The organism is Vibrio sp. CUB2 (assembly GCF_001557945.1).
Lineage (GTDB): Bacteria > Pseudomonadota > Gammaproteobacteria > Enterobacterales > Vibrionaceae > Vibrio > Vibrio owensii.
In genome coordinates this window covers 242,724-262,460 of record NZ_LNRB01000002.1, presented here as the reverse complement: position 1 = coordinate 262,460, position 19,737 = coordinate 242,724, and the positions used below count along the sequence as shown (strand labels likewise).

Here is a 19,737-nt window from a genome sequence, read left to right as displayed (position 1 = left end):
ACAAGGATACGTTATGACTGCCGAAACTCCGGTAAAAGATGAAAACATCGTTTGGCATCAGCACTCGGTTGATAAACAGTTTCGTGCTGGATTAAAAAAACAGAAGCCAGCAGTACTTTGGTTTACTGGGCTGTCTGGCGCGGGCAAATCAACGGTGGCTGGTGCATTGGAAAATCGCTTAGCAGAACTGGGTTACCACACTTATTTGCTCGATGGCGACAATGTGCGTCATGGCTTGTGCAGCGACTTAGGCTTTTCAGAGCAAGACCGTCGCGAGAACATTCGGCGCATTGGTGAACTGGCGAAGCTGATGGCAGACGCGGGTTTGATTGTGCTGTCGGCATTTATTTCTCCTCATCGCGCAGAGCGTCAATTGGTGCGTGATCTACTGCCTGAGGGGGAGTTTATTGAAGTGTTCGTAAATGCGTCTTTAGAAGTGTGTGAAAACCGTGACCCGAAAGGCTTGTACAAGAAAGCACGCGCAGGAGAAATCCCGAATTTCACCGGTATTGACTCTGAATACCAAGCTCCAGCAAACCCAGAAATTGATTTGCCAGCGGGCGAAAAGAGTGTCGAAGAGCTGGTGGAGTTGTGTTTAATCGACCTTAAACAACGTGGTGTGATCCGATAAAAAAGCATTTGGATCATGGGTGGCCAAAAAGTCACTGAGCAGTTAAAAGAGCTTTTGGATCATAGGTGACCAAAAGCTCTTTTTTATGTACTAAACGGTGTGGTTTACTGTGGTTTTTGCTTCACTATGAACGCTAAATCTTTGATTTAGAAGCGCTAGCATCTGGTCGTAGTATTGATTGTTAGGCTTGTTACCAAGCAGCTTACACAACTCATTACCTGTTGGAGTAAAGCGGTAGTAAAGCAGACGCACGCCCTTTGTATTCACCTGCAAGGACAAATTCTTACCTTGGTAGCTGAGCATCAGAGGCGTTTCAATACCAATTTCGCCAGACTCTAATTCGGTACTGTGTAGCAGCCCCAATTCAATCAACACTAACAAACTTGAATAAGGAAGTTGGAAGCTACCCATGTTGAGATTGCTGGTGGTATCGCGTTTGCCAAAACTGAATATTCCGCCATGCGCTTTGTAGCCAATCAAAAGTTTTCTACTTGAATCACCACCAAAACTGCACGCTAACGTCGCGGCACGTTGCAGAGTTTGGGCTTCTCTCGGCGACATGTCTTTCAGCACTTTAAGTGCTTTCATCGAAGTTGAACCGGGGTTGGTGACTTCGCGTTTCATAACTTGAGCCCAGAGTTTTTGCATCGAGCTGTTGTGGATGTCCTGAGCCATATCGAAAAAGCGATACAACCAGTCTTGATCAGGTTCACCTGCGGTCTCATCTCGACATGAACTGTGCGCCAGTTTGAGGATCTGCTCTAAGTTCTTCTGTCTTTGTTCTTGGCGGCGTTGTTCTCTTAATTGGGCTCGCTCAAGTGCGGTTTTAGCTGGAGGATCACTTTGCAACAATGCGTCTAACCCGTAGATTTGGGCAATGCTTTGAACACGGCTCGCACTGTCTTTAATGTAGCCAGACTTCTTTTCATGCTGAGTATGTTTTTGTTGTGTGGGTTCGTGTTCGATAACAACAGGTTGCTTTGTTGGTTCTGCCATTTCATTTCCTACCAAGACTGGCGATTAGCGCTTGCTTAAATTTACACCTTTCCTGTTTTCTCGACCAGAGAGGCATGTCTTGAAATTGACAGAATAAAGGCTATTCAAAATGATAATGAGTTGTTAAAATTGTTATCGTTATTTTGGAGGGGTGATGAAATATTCAGACGTAAGCAAACTGAGAAAGCACCTGTCGATAGCGCTACTTTTGGTTTTATATGTTGGTGTATTAGCGTATTTGTCGCGCTACATTGTTTAACTAACAGAAAGAAAAAAGGCGCCGAATCGACGCCTTGGTGTATCTACTTAATCAGCTATACGAGCTCATTGAGCTTCAAGCTACATGTCATCGTAGGCTTCAATTGCTGAGCCATCAATCACGTAGGCCGTTTCTGCCAGTTCATGTTCTATGGTCTCGGTCTTTAATGTACCCACTACATAAATGACATCCCACAACTCTTGTACTGGCGCTCCTTTCGGAAACTTCACGTAGATGATCTGGTTTGGTGGCGGCGGTGGAACGTGGATACAAGCGCCAAAATATGGCACCAGCAAAAATTCCGTCACTGTATTCGCATCACCCTCTAATGGGATCACAAAGCCAGGGATTTTTACCTTGCTGCCGTTCAGTTCTGGACGAACATTACCAATCTTTGACTGTAATGCTGCTCCACCGGTGTGGTCAGTCGCAGGCATGCCTACGCTGTCGAACATCTTGCGTTCATTCTCAGGGACTAGATCAATCCAGTCGAGTTTCAACGGTTCATCACTTGCCAATACTGGCGCAGTGAACGAAATCAGTAGCAAGCAGCTAGCGAGTATCTTTTTCCACATCTTTACTAAATCCTAATTGTCATTCCATCACTGAGCGATTGTCGGTAAGCACGGAATGCAGGGATGAAGCCAATCACAATGCCTGCGCACTGCACAAAACCAAGCAACATCCATTCATACGGCGACAGTGCCGTTAATGTTAGGTGTATACCATAACTTTGTTGGATTATCGGTTGCAAGAGGGCAAGCATAGAATACAAGCCTGCGACCCCAACAATGATGCCTGCAAATGTCAGTAAGCTTGCTTCGCTGATCAGCAAAGAGAACACGTGTTTTGGTCTTGCTCCCATTGCTCGTAGGATGGCCATTTCTCGGCGACGTTCTTGTAAGCTGGTGAGTAGACTGCTCAGCATCCCCAATAAACCTGCAACCACGACAAACCCTGATACCGCCATTAGCGCTTGCTCAGCAATAGACATCATTCCCCACAATTCGTGTAGGGCGACACCCGGCATGATGGCGCTAAGCGGCTCTTGCGGATAGGTGTTAATTTGTCGTTGTAAGGCGAAGGTTTGAATGCGCGATTTCAAGCCGATCAACATCGCAGTAATTTGCTTAGGCTGGAAGTCTCTTGCCTTGAGCTCTTCTGCGCTCGGTGTTGGACCAAGACGAGCGCCACTTTCCCAACCGACATGTATCGCTTCAATTGCTTCCAATGAGACGTGGACGGTTTTGTCGACGGGTGTGCCTGTTGGTGCAAGAATACCGACGACTTTAAACGGCAAATTGTCATGGCGGCTAAAGCCAACATCACTGATGCCATGGGCAATGATGATCTCACTACCGATTTTATAGCCCAGCTTTTTGGCGACATCAGAACCTAGAACCGTTTCGAATAAACCGTTGAATTCTCGACCTTCAGAGAAAGTTAGTGGTTGCTTACTTCCGTACTTGTAATGTTCGAAATAGCTGTGATTGGTCCCCATGACTCGGAAGCCTTTATGGGAATCACCCAATGAAATAGGAATCGCCCAGTCAACGGCTCGGTGATTGGCAAATTCTTCATAGCTTTTCCAGTCAATGTTGTTGGTTGCGTTGCCGATTCTGAAAACCGAGTACAACAGCAGGTTTACCTGCCCTGAACGCCCGCCGACAATTAAATCAGTACCAGAAATGGTGTTGGCAAAACTGTCTTTGGCTTGAGTGCGAATTCGCTCTACGTCTAACAGAAGGACAACAGAAATCGCGACGGTCATGATGGTAAGAATCGCCGTCGCTTTGCGGTTCATCAGGCTTTTCCAAGCGAGCTTTACTACGGCACTCATGATGCGGCTCCTAGGGTTTGCGCTTGATTGATTTCAGGCAAGTTTAGTGTTCTGTGGAAGAGAGATTCCAGAGTTGGATCATGGCTAACAAAAACCAATGTGGCGTTGGCAAGATTGGCTTGTTCCATCAATAACTCAATAAACGCTTTGCGGTTGTCATGATCCAAGGCTGAAGTTGGCTCGTCAGCGATAACCAGTTCAGGTTGGCCGATCAGTGCGCGGGCAGCTGCAACGCGTTGTTGCTGACCAATACTCAGCTCAGAGACAGGCTTATTGTGCAGTGCTTTCGGAAGATGCAAACGTTCTAGCAGTGATGTTGCTTGCTCTTCAAGCGTTGCAGTCGAAGCGTTTGGTGCAACGCGATCTCGACGAATTTTGCTGAATTGGCATGGAATTAGGACGTTTTCGATCACATTCAAGTAAGGCAACAAATTGAATTGTTGGAAGATATAACCAATGTGATCGGCACGAAATTTGTCTCTTTGACTTGCTCTTAAACTTGCAAGATCGGTATCAAGTACAGACAGAGAACCCGATGTAAGAGTATTGATTCCAGTTAGTAGGGCAAGCAGAGTCGATTTACCACAGCCGCTAGGGCCTTTGATAAAGACATGCTCACCTTGAGCGATGTGTAAGTGTGGAATATTAATGGTCGCGTTTTCAGAGCCGGGCCAGACAAACTGGGCGTTAGCAAGCTCAACAACGTTTGACGTGGTTTCAGTCATAATAAATTACCAAAGCAATGGCGTGTGAGTAAGCACTCACACGCCATGTGAGTTATTTAATTGCGATCTTTGTGTTGCCTTTGTTCAACGTTGTCGCTGACTGAGTGGTGTCAGTGAATAGGTTTGCGCTGATTGATTCTGTCGCTGGGAACTGCTTGAACCAAGTTGTATCAATGCTGTTTAGGTCTGCGACTGAATCACAGTGGTAACGGTATTCAACAGTAAACTCACCGTGGCCGCCGTGTTCATGATCGTGGCCTTCATGGTCGTGACCTTCGTGATCGTGGTGCTCATGGCCGTCATGGTCATCATGCGCATGCTCATCATGATCATGGTCTTTGTGTTCGTGATCATGGTCGTGGTCATGTTTGTCATGATCGTGACCTTCGTGGTCATGCTTATCGTGGTCGTGGCCTTCATGATCATGGTGGTCATGACCCTCGTGAGAATCTTGGCCTAGTGTGTGAGAGACATGAACATCTTCAATCACACATTTTGCTTGTTGGTTGATAGCAAATAGCTTGTCTGTATCTTTTAGCGCAGCAATCGCTTGTTTAAGTGCTTGCTCTTGCTCTGCATTTTCTGGTGCGTGTTCAAAGCCCACTACGTCAGCGCCTGGAGAAGTGATTTCAATCAATAGGTCTTTACCGTCTTGAGCAATATTGAATTCTACGTGACCGTGAACGTGCGCTTCGTGCTGACGGTATTCTTCTGCGTTAGCAGTTGCTGCTAGTGATAGGCCGATAACAAGAGCTAGAGCGTGTTTAGATGGCATTTTCTTTTTCCTAATTTGCTTAATTATTTTGCTGTGGTTGCTGAATTAAATCATGAGGTTAGCAACCAGTTTTGTTTCTAGTATGGGGACTTCTTAAGTTTAAGCAAATATCGGCGGCGCACGTGCTGTGTAGCGCACATCACTGACATTTAAGTGCTTTTCGATAACGTCAGAATGCGTTGAACGTTGATACGTTGGAGCGAGAATTTCTGGTAGAGCCTTAACCAGACCATGATGAGCTCCTGCAAACATTTGGCAGTGATGGTGGCTGTGATGTTCTGGAATTAGGTCAAGTTCATGGGCAATGGTAGCGAAATTCCATACGATCAGTAACGCAACACTGAGCAAGACAACAGTGCGACGCCAATGATGTGTGGTTGCTAGCCAGCGATAGTGCATCTTAAAGCCCGAAATGATACTTGGTGTTATAATATAACATCCATTTTCGCTAAAAGTTCACTCTTTTGTTAGTGCAGAGCAAATTATCTTTGGTGAAAGAAGTGCTTATGAGAAGAGTAATCTGGGAGAGATAAGGAAGTGGCTCCCTGCCAAGTGTGGCAAGGAGCGTAAAACAGCTAGATGTTTTGTTTGATAAGTCCAAGTACTTGAGTTATTTCATCAGGAGTTAGCGCGCCTTCTTTGATGAACAACACTTTACCTTGTTTATCTTGCACAATGATTGCAGAGCTTTCTTCTTTTAGGGCCCAAGAGCTTGCCACTACACCGTTTTCATCCAGAACCATAGAAGACCAAGGAAATTCTTGTTTGCTGTCTTGTGCTGAAGACTTCACAAACGAACCTGTTCCCCAAACTGCATCATCTTGATTGATGATGGTTGTGGTTTGGTAAGCGTCTGCTGGGAATTTTGCGTCAGTAAGTGCGACCATCAATGGTGCATTCATTTCTTTTGAGCTGCTGCGTCCTGCAATAGCCTGAATAACTCGGACCTTACCTAGCATCTGTTGAGTTGCCCAAGGTTGGTAAGCCACACCTTCACCTTGCAGTACGATTTCACCGTAAGCATCAACTTTTGCTGCGGGTACACTCTCTCCAAGAGACAGGTTGTGAGCAAGCGCTAGACCCGGAGTAAGAGCAAGGAAAAGAGGGAGGAGAGTCTTAGTTTTCATATTGTTATGTTCCATATGTGTTGTGAGACTTCCCAAGTATATACTTACAGTGAATAAAAATGTAGAACCGTTTATAACAATTCTTTAACGTATGATGTCTAATATTGTTGCGTTAACGTTGAAATTTGATAGAATGAACCACGTCGCAAATTGCGCATAAAAGGTTGCCAAGGAAAGAGCAATCAGTGTTTTCTCAAAAGGATGTTGAGGTTGGTTATGCTACGTGAGTTTGCTGTTTACCGTCCACGTCAGGTGGCGCGTTTCGTAAAGACTTTATTCAAAGGTCAGTTTTCAATTGCAGGTGTGGGTGAGTTCCGTTTTGATAACGGCAAAGTACTATTACCTGACGTCAAAAACCCCAAACAACTCTCTGTATTTAGAGAAGTAAACCAAGCGATATTATCGCTCCCGGTATAATGACAAGATTTGTAAAAGAGCGACTTTCGTCGCTCTTTTTCGTTTCGGATTAACCTTGAAGGCTCGGTGGGAAGCAAACACCTGTGCCGCCCAATCCACAATAACCGTTTGGATTTTTTGCTAGATATTGCTGGTGGTAGGTTTCTGCAAAGTAGTAAGGGCCCGCTGCTTGGATTTCTGTCGTGATTGCCGCTCGCTGATCTTCTTGCAACGCTTGTTGATATTGGATTTTTGATTTTTCTGCCGCATCTTGTTGTTCTGGCGAGTAGGTATAAATCGCAGAACGGTACTGAGTTCCTAAATCGTTACCTTGGCGCATTCCTTGCGTAGGGTCGTGTCTTTCCCAAAACGTTGCCAGTAATTGCTCCAGAGATATTATGCGCTCGTCGAATACGACGCGAACCACTTCGGTATGGCCAGTTTTGCCTGTACAAACTTCATCGTAAGTGGGATTTTGCGTGTAGCCACCTGCGTAGCCGACGGATGTTGATACAACGCCTTCAAGTTGCCAAAACAGGCGTTCAGCGCCCCAAAAGCAGCCCATTCCGAATAAAATTTGTTGTTGGTGAGATTGTGGCTGAGCCGTTAAACTCGATTGATTTACAAAATGAGTGTCATCGATTTGCATTGATGCCTCTCGACCAGGCAGTGCATCTTCTATACTGATCATTGTCTGTTTGTTGAGCATGGTATTTGTCCTTCAATACGTGTCTTAATTTTGCGAATTATTTTATTCAGTCTGAATATGATGTTGTGATGACATAGACCGTAGTAAACCTATTAATATTACAGACTTAGCCTTTAATTGGCGTTATTATTGTTTACGTTTATTTAACCTCGTCCAGCTAAAAAGCATGATAAGAAAAGCTACCCCGATAATTGCTAGCCTCCTTGCCTTTTCTCATAGCGCTTACGCCGATGTTTCCCTGACGATCAAGGGCATCGATGGCGCGCTAGAAGATAATGTGAACGCTTATTTGTCTTCAATTCCTGAAGACGACTACTCTACGTCTTTGCGCTTTCAGGCGCGATTGGAACAAAGTATCACTGAAGCGTTGAATGCGCTCGGCTATTATCATGCGAAAATTTCATACACTATTACGAAAGATAATGATGAACTGATCGTCAACGTCAAACCTGGCGAGCCGGTCAGAATAAAAAAGATGGACGTGGTGATTTCGGGTGAAGCCGAGAAAGATGAAGAGTTCACGAATCTCATCAATAAATCACGATTGAAAGAAGGTCGCATCCTCAATCAAGGGGAATACGACGCTCTAAAATCAGGAATTCGCAACTTAGCGCTGCAACGTGGTTACTTCAATGGCGACTTTAAACTGAGCCGTTTAGAGGTGGTACCAGAACTAAACGAAGCGAATGTCCGTCTGCACTATGACAGTGGTATTCGCTATCACTTTGGTACGGTTGAAATTCTGGGCAGTCAGATCTGGGAAGATCGCGTGGACTCTCTGCGTCCATTTAAAACTGGTGAGCCTTACTTGGTTTCCGAAGTTGGCGAATACAACCAAAATCTCTCTAACACCGATTGGTTCTCTTCGGTTTTTGTCGAGCCGGATCTGAGTAAGTTGGATGACGGTCGTGACTTGCCAATCAAAGTCTCTCTTGCTCCTGCTGCGAAAAACCAATTAGAAACGGGTATTGGTTACTCTACCGATACCGGTGTGCGCGGTACGCTGAAATGGAAAAAACCATGGGTAAGCGCACGTGGCCACAGTTTTGATACCGCCCTTTCTCTGTCTAAACCTGAGCAGACCATCACTGCTGGCTACAAAATCCCACTTGATGATGTACTGCATGAGTACTACCAACTTCAGTTCGGTTTGAAGCACCTTGATAACCGCGATACGGAGAGTTTGGAATCGAATCTTGCGGTAGAGCGTCACTGGATCACCGATGGTGGTTGGCACAAGACTCTGTATGTTCGCCACTTGTACGAAAACTTCTCGCAAGGTTTGCAAGAAGATGGTGTGCAATTTGTTCTGCCGGGTGCGTCGTTTTCTCGTACACGAACTCGTGGCGGCAACATGCCGATGTGGGGTGATAAGCAGAGTGTGACCGTTGAATACGGCGACCCTGCATTGCTGTCTGAAACGCGCGTTCTTCGTCTTCTTGGACGTACGTCTTGGATTCGTGGGATTGGTCAGAACCATCGTGGTTTATTCCGCCTAGAGGGTGGCGCCAACATCACTGATGAATTTGAAAAACTCTCGCCATCTTTGCGTTTCTTCGCTGGTGGTGACAACAACATTCGTGGTTACGGCTACGAATCGATCTCGCCAACAGACTCTAGTGGCGCATTGACCGGTGCAAAGTACATGGTGACAAGTACGCTTGAGTACCAATATCGCGTAACTGGTAACTGGTGGGGCGCAGTCTTCTACGATATCGGTGACGCATTTAATGAAACCCCAGTCTGGAAATCAGGCGCGGGTGTGGGCATTCGCTGGGCATCTCCTGTTGGCCCGGTCAGCTTTGACTTTGCTTGGGGTCTAGACTCTGAGCCAGATCCTGAATTCCGCATCCACTTCTCATTGGGGCCTGAGCTATGATGAAAACTACCTTGAAGTGGACGAAATGGTTCTCAATCGGTCTGCTGAGTCTAATTCTTTTGCTGGCGATCTTCGTCGGCACCATTCTATTTACGCATCCAGGTTTAAAGCTGGCGCTTTGGGGCGCAGAGAAAGCTTTACCACAACTTAAAGTTGAGCAAATTCAAGGTTCATTGTTCCCTCGATTTGCTTTACGCAACGTCAGCTTTGTTGACGAGTCGCTGAATATTGATGCAAAGGTTGAGAGCTTAACACTCGCGATCAACTTCCGTTGTTTCTTTGATCCGAAAGTGTGTGTGGATGAGCTGGCTCTGCAAGGTGTGAACTTCCAAATGCCGGAACTGCCTCCTGCAAGTGAAGAGCCGGAAGAAGAAACCCCGCCACTGCGTTCCATCAGCACTCCTGTGCCAATCTTTGTCAATAAAGTCAGCTTTAACGACATCAACCTAAACATCTTAGGAAACAAAATTGACTGGCAAGATTTCTCGACGGCGTTGTCGATGCAGGGTGACCGTTTAGTCATTGCACCAACGGCATTGAAAGCCATCAATGTGGCTCTTGCACCAAGTGAAGAGGCGACAGAAGAGCAATCTGCACAAGCAACAGAGGCCAAAGCTGCAGACGAGAAAGGCGAGTCACAAACCAAGGTGGCTCAACAGTCAGCAAATACAGCATCTGAAGCGACAGAAAAAACGCAACCATCAGAACAAGCCTCAACTCAAGAGGTTGCTGCAAAACAACAAGATAAGGCACAGCCTCAAGCAACGGCAGAATATGAGCCTGAAGGTATTGTTTTACCAGAGGTATGGATTCCACTGACCATCGACGCGCAGCGTCTTGATATCCATGACTTTAAATTATCTGGTGACACGCCGGTTATCGTTCATCACTTAGGACTCGAAGCGACGGCAGGCGGTGATAAAGTCGATGTTAAAACGCTCGAACTTGATATGCCGGAAGTGGAAGGTCAGCTCAGCACGCAAGTGACATTATCGGCTGATTACCCAATTCAAGCACAGATTGATGCCTTGGTTAAACAAGCGGACGTAAAAGGCCAGAAGTTATCGTTATCTGCTTCTGGTTCTGTGGGAGATTTGTCATTACAAGCAACGCTTTCTGATCTTGTTAAAGCCAAGATTGAAGGCCGAGTTCAACCGCTTAAATCTGAGTTACCATTTGATATCAAACTGAAAGATGTCGAAGCACAATGGCCATTAAGTGGAAAAAGTGACTATCAAGTCTCTGTGCCGAGTTTAGAGACGAAAGGCTCACTAGATGGCTACACCGTTGCGCTAGAAACGAAGGCATCGGGTAAAGATATCCCAGCAGTCGATGTAGCGTTGAACGGCAAAGGTACGCTTGAGCAGATTGATTTAGACAGCATTGTAGTCAAAACGCTAGGTGGTGAGTTAGCGGGTAAGGTCATGGCTAACTGGGCGGCGCCAATCAATTGGCAAGCCGATCTGAACCTGAAGAGCATTCAACCTGGTTTACAGTGGCCAGAAGCCGAAGGTGATATCAGCGGTAGTCTATCGACTTCAGGCTCACTAACCGATCAAGGTGGCTGGCAAGTGAGTCTGCCTAAACTGGATATCGACGGTATTCTACGTGGCTACCCATTAAATATTGAAGGCCAATTAGATGCCGCGGACAAGACTGGCAAAGGCGAAGACATTCAACTGAACACTCAAGGTTTAGTCTTGTCGCATGGCCCTAACTCATTGCGAGCGAAAGGTAAGATCGACAAGCAAATCTTAATGGATGTTGAGGTTAATTTCCCTGATTTCGCGAAAAGCGTGCCGGATCTTGGCGGTAATATGAATGGTAATATCGCACTTCGCGGTAGCCTGAAACAGCCAGACATCAACTTAGATCTCGCGCTTAACCAAGTGAATTGGCAACAACAAGCGAAGGTCGAGATGATTACCCTGAAGGGTGATGTGACACCTCTGCCTGCGCCGAAAGCTGATGTGAGTTTGATTGCGAAAAACATCACTTACGATGACATCAAAATCGACAGCGCAGATCTTGAAGTGACGGGCGATGAGAAGTTGCACCAACTGACATTGGATGTGGTATCAGACATCGTTTCAAGCAGCTTAGAAATTGAAGGGACGTTTAAGCAGAAACCTGAAATGATCTGGGATGGTGCCTTACGCCGACTTACTCTAAGCACGCCACAAGGCCCTTGGGCGCTGCAGAAGTCGACAGCAGTGAAAGTGAACATCGACAAACAAGTAGCTGATGTACAAGCGCACTGTTGGTTACAGTCTAAGTCGAGTGTGTGTTTGAGTGAAGACATTAGCGTTGGTAAGAGCGGCGAAGCGAAGTTAGCCATCACCAACTTTGACTTTGACCAAATCAAACAATTCTTACCTGCAGAAACCAAACTGCAAGGTTCGGTGAATGCGAACGCGTTTGCGAAATGGGCACCAGACATGAAACCGGAAGTCACGGCGAATGTGGATATGCCAAAAGGTCAGGTTGAGCAAACGTTAGAGCAACCAATCAAGGTCGGTTGGGAAAGCGTGAGTTTTAAAGCCAAGTTGGCACAAGACAAGCTAGATGCTGAGTGGTTGCTTGATGTAACGAATAACGGTGATTTGTCTGGTAAGGTCGCCCTGAATGATGTCTCGTCAGAAAAGCCAACTATCGACGGTAAAGTGTCGCTATCGACGTTCCATCTTGATTTCTTAGCCCCATTGATTGGTGAATACAGCCTATTCAAAGCGAACATGAATACGGATCTGACTCTGTCGGGTGATGTCATGCATCCGAAAGTCAACGGCCAATTCTTGATCGATCAAATGAAGCTGCAAGGTGACGTGACGCCAATCGATATCAACTCTGGCCAAGTCGCGATTAACTTCAAAGGTCACCAAGCGGATTTAGACGCTGGCATTATTACGCCGGATGGCAAGTTGGAAATTAACGGTGACGCAGATTGGCGCGATTTAGAAAACTGGCACACCAAAGCCCGTGTGTTTGCTAAAGAGCTAAAAGTTGATATGCCGCCAATGGTGCGAATCAAAGTCGAGCCAGACATGACTATTGATGTCACTCCGAAGCTTGCCAAGGTAGAAGGTAATATCAATCTACCATGGGGCCGTATTTTGGTGGATGAATTACCGCCAAGCGCAGTTGGTGTCTCGAGTGATACGGTTATCTTGAACAAAGATATGCAGCCTGTCGATGGTGAGCCAGCGCTGCCGTTTAATGTCGAAACCGACATCAACATTAAGATTGGCGATGACTTCCAGTTATCTGCATTTGGCCTAAAAGGCGACTTGCAAGGTAACTTGAACGTGACGCAAAAAGACAAAGGTCCATTCATTGTCGGTGAAGTGAATATCGTCGACGGTTCTTACCGTTCATTCGGCCAAGACTTGGTGATTGAAGAAGGTAAGATCATGATGAATGGTCCAGCGGATCAGCCTTACGTATCGATTAAAGCGATTCGTAACCCAGACAACACGCAAGATGATGTGACGGCTGGTGTTCGAGTGACTGGCCCTGCGAGTGATCCAACAGTAGAAATCTTCTCGGATCCTGCAATGCCACAAGCAAACGCGCTGTCTTACCTATTGCGTGGTCAAGATATCGATGCGGAGTCGGGCGGTAACGCGATGACCACAACCTTGATCGGTCTCAGCTTGGCGAAGAGCGGTAAAGTCGTGGGTGAAATCGGTGAAGCCTTTGGTGTACAAGACCTGCAATTGGATACGGCAGGTTCGGGGGACGACTCTCAGGTGACGGTGAGTGGTTACATTCTACCGGGTCTTCAAGTGAAATACGGCGTGGGTATCTTTACCTCTTTAGGCGAATTCACCGTTCGTTACCGTTTGATGAAAGATTTGTACTTAGAAGCGGTATCCGGTGTCGATAGTGCGGTTGATCTGCTTTACCAATTTGAATTCAACTAAGCTTAGCTTTTAAACATAACTAAGGAGTGGTTATGCAGCATTTGGTTTTTGTGTATGGCACCTTGCGCAAAGGAGAGCAAAACCATCACTTTTTGAGTACTGCCGAATTTCTTGGGCATCATCAAACCGATGCCCAGTTCGCGCTTTATGACTTGGGGCCTTACCCCGCTTTGTCGATGGGGCAGCAAGTCATACAAGGCGAAGTGTACTTGACTGAGAATGACACCTTGGTTGAGCTAGATAAGCTGGAAGATGTGCCGGTTGAGTATCGAAGAGAAACCATTGCGACACCATTTGGCCAAGCTTGGATCTACTTATATCAAGACACAGAACAACTTACGGAAGAGATAGCATCTGGCGATTGGTGCCAACGCGTGTGAACTATACTTAGACCAGTAACGTATGCATTGACGATATATACAACAAAGACTTGGGAGGTCTGCGATGAAATATCTTTCACCAATCATACTGCTGCTACTGGTCGGTTGTTCAAATACCGCGCCACCTAGTGGCAACGACAGCATGGAATGGAAGCAATATGGTATGCAGCGTGCAGAAGCGGGCGATACCAAACTGTCTATGCAAGAGTTCAATAAAGACGATGAGCTATACATGGCTTACAGTAATGGTTACGAAAGTGGTCGAGCTAATTACTGCGCTCAAGATGCTTTTACACTCGGTGAAAGTAGGCGTTATTACCGTGGTATCTGTGATGACCTAGACGACCGATTCCGTCGTGAATACGAGTTGGGTCGCACAGCAAAGGGCAGTAAACGTTACTAGCAAGCAATCAGTAAGATGTAAGGAGTGATTATGAGATTATTCGTGGTCGGCGCTATGTTACTTTTCCTCAACGCTTGTGCTCAGACAACGTTACCAACCTCTGTGAGCGTGACAGACTGGCAGGCTTTTGGTAAGCAATCAGCGTTAGATGGAGCGATTGAATTATCGGAGGAGCGCATCGCCAAGTTAGACGACACTAATCGTGCTACTCCTGAACTCATCACGGCATACAAAACTGGCTATCAAGAAGGCAAACAAGAATATTGCGAGCAGAGTGCTTACATTCTTGGTGTACAAGGCGCGCCTTACTTTGGCATCTGCGATGATGTTGATCCATTCTTTCACAACGATTATGAATCAGGCAGGCTATCGACGGCTGGTGGTTACTAACGGTATATCGTGAAAACAAAAAAGAGCTGCCTGTGTGCAGCTCTTTCGCTTTTTAACGTTCGCGATTATTTACTTTGCGCACGCTCGTAAGATTCTAGGATTTCTGCTTTTGCGGCAGCAACATCTGCCCAACCATCCACTTTCACCCATTTACCTGCTTCAAGCTCTTTGTAACGCTCAAAAAACTGTGTGATTTGGGCTTTGAGTAGCTCTGGAATATCGTCCACATCTTGAATGCCTTCGTACTCTTTTGAGATTTTAGAGTGCGGGACAGCGAAGACTTTCGCATCTTCACCTGATTCATCCGTCATCTTCAATACGCCAACTGGGCGACAACGAATCACAGAACCTGGCATCAATGGGTAAGGAGTAGGAACCAGTACGTCAACTGGGTCACCATCTAGAGAAAGGGTGTTGTTCACGTAGCCGTAGTTACATGGGTAGAACATTGGCGCAGACATGAAACGGTCGACAAATACAGCACCAGTGTCTTTATCTACTTCGTATTTGATTGGATCCGCGTTAGCAGGGATTTCGATAACGACATAGATATCGTCAGGCAGTGATTTACCTGCTGGTACGTTGTTTAAGCTCATTTGAATATTCCTTTTCATTGAGGATTAAGCGTTTAGAGGCTTAATCTGGCTAACATTTACGCAGTTCACTTTAACGACAAAAACGCGGCAGGTAAACACCTGCCGCGTTGGACAAAGGTCTGAAATTAGTCTTCTTCGCGATTCAGCTCAAGAAACTCTTCGACTTTGTTGACCATGTTCTTTGAACCCACAAAGAAAGGCACACGCTGGTGCAGTTCGGTCGGTTTCAAATCCATAATGCGGTTTACACCGTCAGACGCCAGACCGCCAGCTTGCTCAATTAAGAATGCCATTGGGTTGCACTCGTACAACAGACGCAGCTTGCCTTGAGGGTGGCTTTGCGTACTTGGGTATAAGTAGATGCCGCCTTTAAGCAGGTTACGATGGAAGTCAGCCACCAGTGAGCCGATGTAGCGAGAAGTGTATGGGCGACCATCTTCCGGCACATTCTCCTGACAGTACTTGATGTACTTCTTCACGCCCTGCGGGAAGCGGATGTAGTTACCTTCGTTGATCGAGTAGATCTTGCCATCTTCTGGGATCATCATGTTTTCATGAGAAAGACAGAAGCTGCCAATCGATGGGTCGTAAGTGAAGCCGTTTACGCCATTACCTGTGGTGTAAACCAACATAGTAGATGAGCCGTAAATCACGTAGCCCGCCGCCACTTGTTTGTGACCAGGCTGTAGGAAGTCTTCTTCTGTTGGCGGGGTACCAATAGGAGAAACTCGACGGTAAATAGAGAAAATCGTACCGACTGATACGTTCACATCGATGTTTGATGAGCCATCGAGTGGGTCCATTAGTACAACGTACTTTGCGTTTTGGTTGAGTTCTTTGTTGAACGCAACCGCTTCATCTTCTTCTTCACTTGCAACGCCACACACTTGGTCACGTGCTTCAAGTGCTGCTTTGAACTTGTCGTTCGCGTATACATCAAGCTTTTGCTGATCTTCGCCTTGTACGTTTTCCGTACCTACAGCGCCGGTGATATCACCAAGACCTGCCGCGTTGATTTCGCGGTTAACAATTTTTGCAGCTAAACGAATGGAAGCTAAGAGAGATGAAAGATCACCGCTAGCGTGGGGGAAATCCGCTTGTTTCTCAACAATGAATTCGCCTAGGGTGCGCAGTCCTGACATGGTTTATCCTTACATTTTTCATTTCGTTGGGGGTGTCGCGCAATGGGTCATCTCTTTATGGATGTTAAACGATTGCGCTAGATGTAAGTTTATGACGCGGATCTTATTAATGGTAATGAAGTAACCGACTGAGATCTCAATTTATTTGTCTTATTGCATAAGAAGTCTGTCACTTGGTTAATGCTTGGTCAGTCAGTACTAAGCCCTGTCAGATTTGTGAAAGAGACTGCACGAACAGGGCGAAAGGCACTCGCTTTTCTGGTGGTTATCACGATAATGAAAGGATTAAAGAAAGCATTACAAGGTTAAGTTTATGCACATTCATATCTTGGGTATCTGCGGCACGTTTATGGGCGGTGCGGCAATTTTAGCGCGTCAGCTAGGTCATAAAGTGACGGGTTCGGATGCCAACGTTTATCCACCAATGAGCACCCTGTTGGAGTCTCAAGGTATTGAAATTATTGAAGGCTTTGACCCTTCTCAACTTGACCCTCAACCTGATCTTGTCGTGATTGGTAACGCAATGAGCCGTGGTAACCCATGTGTTGAGCATGTGTTGAATACCAATATGCGTTACACCTCTGGCCCACAGTGGTTACAAGAGTTCTTATTGCATGATCGCTGGGTTCTGGCGGTATCGGGTACCCATGGCAAAACCACCACTTCAAGCATGCTAGCTTGGATCTTGGAAGACTGTGGCTACCAGCCTGGTTTCCTTGTCGGTGGTGTATTGGGTAACTTTGGTGTGTCGGCACGCTTGGGTGAAAGTATGTTTTTCGTCGTTGAAGCGGACGAATACGACAGTGCTTTTTTCGATAAACGATCTAAGTTTGTTCACTACCATCCACGCACATTGATCATGAATAACCTTGAATTTGATCATGCAGACATCTTCGACGATCTTGAGGCGATTAAGCGTCAATTCCATCACTTAGTGCGCACTGTTCCGGGGAACGGTTTGATCTTGGCACCGAAGCAAGATCAGTCGTTGCAAGACGTGATCGAGCGCGGTTGTTGGACAGAAAAGCAGTTCTCTGGTGTTGATGGTGATTGGCAAGCACACAAACTGGTTATCGATGGTTCTAAATTTGAAGTGTCGTTGCAAGGCGAGAAAGTGGGCATCGTAGATTGGGATCTTGTTGGTGACCACAACGTAGATAACGCTTTGATGGCCATTGCAGCTGCACGTCATGTTGGTGTGGCTCCAGAGTTAGCCTGTCAGGCTCTCGGTCGTTTTATCAATACCAAACGCCGCTTAGAGCTGAAAGGTGAAGAGCAGGGCGTGACGGTTTACGACGATTTTGCTCATCATCCGACGGCGATTGAACTGACATTGGGCGGTTTACGTAACAAAGTTGGCGAAAAACGTATTCTTGCCGTTTTGGAGCCACGCTCTGCGACGATGAAGCGCGGTGTTCATAAGAATACTTTGGCGGCTTCTCTGCACAGTGCTGATGAGGTGTTCCTTTTCCAACCAGATAACATTGATTGGTCGGTACAAGAGATTGCAGACCAGTGTAAACAACCTGCTTTTGTTGACGCAGAGATGGACAGCTTTGTCGCAAAAATCGTAGAACAAGCACAGCCGGGTGACCAAATCCTCGTAATGAGTAATGGTGGCTTTGGTGGTATCCACGGCAAGCTTCTAGAACAACTGAAACAAAAAGCTTAATGACATCTATGCAGCAAAAAGTAACCCCTAAAAAAGCCATCACATTAGCACTAACGGGCGCCTCTGGTGCCCCGTATGGGCTCCGTCTTCTTGAATGTCTTGTTGCCGCAGATTACCACGTGTATGTGCTGATCTCTTCGGCTGCGCGAGTGGTAATGGCGACCGAACATGACCTGAAACTACCAAGCGGCCCTGAAGCGGCGCAAAAGGCGCTGGTTGAACACCTTAATTGCAATCCAGATAACATCACCGTTTGTGGTAAAGACGATTGGTTCTCGCCAGTGGCCTCTGGTTCTGCGGCACCAAAGCAAATGGTGGTTTGTCCATGTTCTGCGGGCAGTGTCGCGGCCATTGCACACGGCATGTCGGATAACTTGATTGAACGTGCTGCCGACGTGGTGATGAAAGAACGCGGACAGTTATTACTTGTGGTGCGTGAAACGCCTTTCTCTACGCTACATCTTGAAAACATGCACAAACTCTCGCAAATGGGCGTCACCATAATGCCGGCAGCACCGGGCTTCTATCATCAGCCTAAGAGCATTGAAGACTTGGTTGACTTTATGGTGGCAAGAATTCTCGATCACCTTGGTATTGAGCAAGGCTTGGTGCCACGTTGGGGTTATGACCAACGTTGATTGTGTAATCAATAAAAGACCTTTACAATCCATCCAACTCATCGGGGAGCAAACCCATCAGGTATTGACCTTATCAATGCCAAGGGGCGCTGAGACCTAATTGTTTAACATTGTTGAGCAGACAGGGACCCGTATTACCTGAACCAGATAATGCTGGCGTAGGAATTGAGTCTGGATATTGGAAGTCCTAAATACCACCTCAACCCTGTGCCGCTCAACTCATGTTAATAATGCAAATGGAGAGCGAGCAGTGAAAACCACTCTTAGTCTGATTGCCCTTGCAACCATCACTTCTACTTCAGCGTTTGCTGCTGAAAACACCCTAACTGTCTACACTTATGACTCTTTCGCTGCCGATTGGGGACCGGGTCCTAAAGTTGAAAAAGCGTTCGAAGCCAAATGCGGTTGCGACGTTAATTTCGTTGCGCTGGATGACGGTGTTTCAATCCTTAACCGCCTTCGTTTGGAAGGAAGCAACAGCAAAGCGGATATCGTGTTAGGTTTGGATAATAACCTGATGGCGGAAGCGAAAAAGACTGGGCTTCTGGCTGAGCACAACGTTGATACATCGAAGACGACCTTGCCTAATGGTTGGGACGATAAGACTTTTGTACCGTACGATTACGGCTACTTCGCGTTTGTGTACAACAAAGAGAAGTTGGCGAACCCTCCAAAGAGCATGAAAGAACTGGTGGAAGAGCGTGATGATCTGAAAGTGATTTACCAAGACCCTCGTACTTCGACGCCGGGACAAGGTTTGATGTTGTGGATGAAGTCCATCTACGGTGATGATGCGACTCAAGCGTGGAAGCAACTGGCGACTAAAACGGTTACGGTTACAAAAGGTTGGTCAGAAGCTTACTCGATGTTCTTGAACGGTGAGTCAGATTTAGTGCTGTCTTACACGACCTCTCCCGCGTACCATTTGATTGCAGAAGATGACGCGAAATACGCAAGCGCAGATTTTGCTGAAGGGCACTACATGCAAGTGGAAGTAGCAGCTAAGGTTAAAGGCTCAAAGAATGCTGAGCTAGCAGATGAGTTCATGAACTTTGTTTTGAGTGATGAGTTCCAATCGGCAATGCCAACTGGTAACTGGATGTACCCAGTGACTGACGTTGAGTTGCCAAAAGGTTTTGAAACTCTGAGTGTACCAAGTAAACCACTTAGCTTTAGTGCAGACGAAGTAGCGAAAATGCGCAAGACTTGGATTCGCGAGTGGCAAAGCGCATTGACGTTCTAATATAGGTTCTACT

At 46.4% G+C, this 19,737-nt stretch carries 20 protein-coding genes and 1 riboswitch; of the genes, 10 read left to right on the top strand and 10 right to left on the bottom strand.

Annotation, left to right across the window (positions count from 1 at the left end; genetic code table 11):
* Positions 1-13 precede the first annotated feature (13 nt).
* Positions 14-631 carry an adenylyl-sulfate kinase gene (gene cysC, locus ATB78_RS03505; RefSeq protein ID WP_061007821.1) on the top strand — a complete coding sequence of 206 codons (618 nt, stop codon included), beginning with the start codon at positions 14-16 and terminating at the stop codon, positions 629-631.
* Between the two features lie 90 nt (positions 632-721).
* Here the strand turns inward: cysC and ATB78_RS03500 are convergent, their stop codons facing one another.
* The 7 genes from ATB78_RS03500 to ATB78_RS03470 form a co-directional block, all read right to left on the bottom strand.
* On the bottom strand, positions 722-1,627 hold the full coding sequence (locus ATB78_RS03500) for a TIGR03899 family protein (protein ID WP_061007820.1): 906 nt from the start codon (positions 1,625-1,627) through the stop codon (positions 722-724).
* Positions 1,628-1,966: 339 nt separating this feature from the next.
* On the bottom strand, positions 1,967-2,461 hold the full coding sequence (locus ATB78_RS03495) for a DUF3299 domain-containing protein (RefSeq protein WP_009707821.1): 495 nt from the start codon (positions 2,459-2,461) through the stop codon (positions 1,967-1,969).
* A gap of 5 nt (positions 2,462-2,466) precedes the next feature.
* On the bottom strand, positions 2,467-3,726 hold the full coding sequence (locus ATB78_RS03490) for an ABC transporter permease (protein ID WP_061007819.1): 1,260 nt from the start codon (positions 3,724-3,726) through the stop codon (positions 2,467-2,469).
* On the bottom strand, positions 3,723-4,451 hold the full coding sequence (locus tag ATB78_RS03485) for an ABC transporter ATP-binding protein (protein ID WP_020196532.1): 729 nt from the start codon (positions 4,449-4,451) through the stop codon (positions 3,723-3,725). The genes ATB78_RS03490 and ATB78_RS03485 overlap by 4 nt, the downstream gene beginning before the upstream one ends.
* A 52-nt stretch (positions 4,452-4,503) precedes the next feature.
* Positions 4,504-5,226 carry a DUF2796 domain-containing protein gene (locus ATB78_RS03480; RefSeq protein ID WP_061007818.1) on the bottom strand — a complete coding sequence of 241 codons (723 nt, stop codon included), beginning with the start codon at positions 5,224-5,226 and terminating at the stop codon, positions 4,504-4,506.
* Positions 5,227-5,325: 99 nt separating this feature from the next.
* Positions 5,326-5,625 carry a DUF2607 family protein gene (locus ATB78_RS03475; RefSeq protein WP_005437348.1) on the bottom strand — a complete coding sequence of 100 codons (300 nt, stop codon included), beginning with the start codon at positions 5,623-5,625 and terminating at the stop codon, positions 5,326-5,328.
* 176 nt (positions 5,626-5,801) lie between these two features.
* Positions 5,802-6,353 carry a YtfJ family protein gene (locus ATB78_RS03470; protein WP_009707817.1) on the bottom strand — a complete coding sequence of 184 codons (552 nt, stop codon included), beginning with the start codon at positions 6,351-6,353 and terminating at the stop codon, positions 5,802-5,804.
* Between the two features lie 216 nt (positions 6,354-6,569).
* Between ATB78_RS03470 and ATB78_RS03465 the strand changes: the two genes are divergently transcribed.
* A complete protein-coding gene (locus ATB78_RS03465; RefSeq protein WP_009707816.1) occupies positions 6,570-6,770 on the top strand; it encodes a DUF1107 domain-containing protein in 201 nt (66 codons plus the stop codon).
* 49 nt (positions 6,771-6,819) lie between these two features.
* On the opposite strand, the gene msrA is transcribed toward ATB78_RS03465, so the two are convergent.
* The gene (msrA, locus tag ATB78_RS03460; protein ID WP_020196535.1) at positions 6,820-7,458 is read right to left on the bottom strand and encodes a peptide-methionine (S)-S-oxide reductase MsrA; all 639 of its coding nucleotides are present in this window, start codon (positions 7,456-7,458) and stop codon (positions 6,820-6,822) included.
* A 166-nt stretch (positions 7,459-7,624) separates the two neighbouring features.
* Between msrA and ATB78_RS03455 the strand changes: the two genes are divergently transcribed.
* The 5 genes from ATB78_RS03455 (at position 7,625) to ATB78_RS03435 (ending at position 14,433) form a co-directional block, all read left to right on the top strand.
* A complete protein-coding gene (locus ATB78_RS03455) occupies positions 7,625-9,337 on the top strand; it encodes an autotransporter assembly complex family protein (RefSeq protein ID WP_061007817.1) in 1,713 nt (570 codons plus the stop codon).
* A complete protein-coding gene (locus ATB78_RS03450) occupies positions 9,334-13,260 on the top strand; it encodes a translocation/assembly module TamB domain-containing protein (protein ID WP_061007816.1) in 3,927 nt (1,308 codons plus the stop codon). The genes ATB78_RS03455 and ATB78_RS03450 overlap by 4 nt, the downstream gene beginning before the upstream one ends.
* 32 nt (positions 13,261-13,292) lie before the next feature.
* Entirely contained in the window at positions 13,293-13,640 is a 348-nt protein-coding gene (locus ATB78_RS03445; protein WP_061007815.1) for a gamma-glutamylcyclotransferase, read from the top strand.
* Between the two features lie 64 nt (positions 13,641-13,704).
* Entirely contained in the window at positions 13,705-14,043 is a 339-nt protein-coding gene (locus ATB78_RS03440) for a DUF2799 domain-containing protein (protein WP_020196538.1), read from the top strand.
* A gap of 30 nt (positions 14,044-14,073) precedes the next feature.
* A complete protein-coding gene (locus tag ATB78_RS03435) occupies positions 14,074-14,433 on the top strand; it encodes a DUF2799 domain-containing protein (protein WP_061007814.1) in 360 nt (119 codons plus the stop codon).
* A 65-nt stretch (positions 14,434-14,498) separates the two neighbouring features.
* Here ATB78_RS03435 and ppa read toward each other — a convergent pair whose 3' ends face one another.
* A complete protein-coding gene (ppa, locus tag ATB78_RS03430; protein ID WP_061007813.1) occupies positions 14,499-15,029 on the bottom strand; it encodes an inorganic diphosphatase in 531 nt (176 codons plus the stop codon).
* A gap of 125 nt (positions 15,030-15,154) precedes the next feature.
* Positions 15,155-16,171 carry a class 1 fructose-bisphosphatase gene (fbp, locus tag ATB78_RS03425; protein ID WP_005430527.1) on the bottom strand — a complete coding sequence of 339 codons (1,017 nt, stop codon included), beginning with the start codon at positions 16,169-16,171 and terminating at the stop codon, positions 15,155-15,157.
* Positions 16,172-16,484: 313 nt separating this feature from the next.
* Between fbp and mpl the strand changes: the two genes are divergently transcribed.
* From mpl to thiB, 3 genes are all read left to right on the top strand, one after another.
* The gene (gene mpl / locus ATB78_RS03420) at positions 16,485-17,843 is read left to right on the top strand and encodes a UDP-N-acetylmuramate:L-alanyl-gamma-D-glutamyl-meso-diaminopimelate ligase (RefSeq protein ID WP_045415359.1); all 1,359 of its coding nucleotides are present in this window, start codon (positions 16,485-16,487) and stop codon (positions 17,841-17,843) included.
* Positions 17,843-18,481, top strand: coding sequence for a flavin prenyltransferase UbiX (locus tag ATB78_RS03415; protein WP_005450501.1), 639 nt, complete (start codon positions 17,843-17,845; stop codon positions 18,479-18,481). The genes mpl and ATB78_RS03415 overlap by 1 nt, the downstream gene beginning before the upstream one ends.
* A gap of 32 nt (positions 18,482-18,513) precedes the next feature.
* Positions 18,514-18,663, top strand: a riboswitch (TPP riboswitch).
* A 68-nt stretch (positions 18,664-18,731) separates the two neighbouring features.
* The gene (gene thiB, locus ATB78_RS03410) at positions 18,732-19,724 is read left to right on the top strand and encodes a thiamine ABC transporter substrate binding subunit (RefSeq protein WP_061007812.1); all 993 of its coding nucleotides are present in this window, start codon (positions 18,732-18,734) and stop codon (positions 19,722-19,724) included.
* The last annotated feature ends 13 nt before the right edge of the window (positions 19,725-19,737 follow it).

Bases quoted from the DNA above. Each gene is read 5' to 3' on its own strand.
- cysC (WP_061007821.1), top strand. From the start codon at position 14: ATGACTGCCGAAACTCCGGTAAAAGATGAAAACATCGTTTGGCATCAG.
- ATB78_RS03500 (WP_061007820.1), bottom strand. From the start codon at position 1,627: ATGGCAGAACCAACAAAGCAACCTGTTGTTATCGAACACGAACCCACA.
- ATB78_RS03495 (WP_009707821.1), bottom strand. From the start codon at position 2,461: ATGTGGAAAAAGATACTCGCTAGCTGCTTGCTACTGATTTCGTTCACT.
- ATB78_RS03490 (WP_061007819.1), bottom strand. From the start codon at position 3,726: ATGAGTGCCGTAGTAAAGCTCGCTTGGAAAAGCCTGATGAACCGCAAA.
- ATB78_RS03485 (WP_020196532.1), bottom strand. From the start codon at position 4,451: ATGACTGAAACCACGTCAAACGTTGTTGAGCTTGCTAACGCCCAGTTT.
- ATB78_RS03480 (WP_061007818.1), bottom strand. From the start codon at position 5,226: ATGCCATCTAAACACGCTCTAGCTCTTGTTATCGGCCTATCACTAGCA.
- ATB78_RS03475 (WP_005437348.1), bottom strand. From the start codon at position 5,625: ATGCACTATCGCTGGCTAGCAACCACACATCATTGGCGTCGCACTGTT.
- ATB78_RS03470 (WP_009707817.1), bottom strand. From the start codon at position 6,353: ATGAAAACTAAGACTCTCCTCCCTCTTTTCCTTGCTCTTACTCCGGGT.
- ATB78_RS03465 (WP_009707816.1), top strand. From the start codon at position 6,570: ATGCTACGTGAGTTTGCTGTTTACCGTCCACGTCAGGTGGCGCGTTTC.
- msrA (WP_020196535.1), bottom strand. From the start codon at position 7,458: ATGCTCAACAAACAGACAATGATCAGTATAGAAGATGCACTGCCTGGT.
- ATB78_RS03455 (WP_061007817.1), top strand. From the start codon at position 7,625: ATGATAAGAAAAGCTACCCCGATAATTGCTAGCCTCCTTGCCTTTTCT.
- ATB78_RS03450 (WP_061007816.1), top strand. From the start codon at position 9,334: ATGATGAAAACTACCTTGAAGTGGACGAAATGGTTCTCAATCGGTCTG.
- ATB78_RS03445 (WP_061007815.1), top strand. From the start codon at position 13,293: ATGCAGCATTTGGTTTTTGTGTATGGCACCTTGCGCAAAGGAGAGCAA.
- ATB78_RS03440 (WP_020196538.1), top strand. From the start codon at position 13,705: ATGAAATATCTTTCACCAATCATACTGCTGCTACTGGTCGGTTGTTCA.
- ATB78_RS03435 (WP_061007814.1), top strand. From the start codon at position 14,074: ATGAGATTATTCGTGGTCGGCGCTATGTTACTTTTCCTCAACGCTTGT.
- ppa (WP_061007813.1), bottom strand. From the start codon at position 15,029: ATGAGCTTAAACAACGTACCAGCAGGTAAATCACTGCCTGACGATATC.
- fbp (WP_005430527.1), bottom strand. From the start codon at position 16,171: ATGTCAGGACTGCGCACCCTAGGCGAATTCATTGTTGAGAAACAAGCG.
- mpl (WP_045415359.1), top strand. From the start codon at position 16,485: ATGCACATTCATATCTTGGGTATCTGCGGCACGTTTATGGGCGGTGCG.
- ATB78_RS03415 (WP_005450501.1), top strand. From the start codon at position 17,843: ATGACATCTATGCAGCAAAAAGTAACCCCTAAAAAAGCCATCACATTA.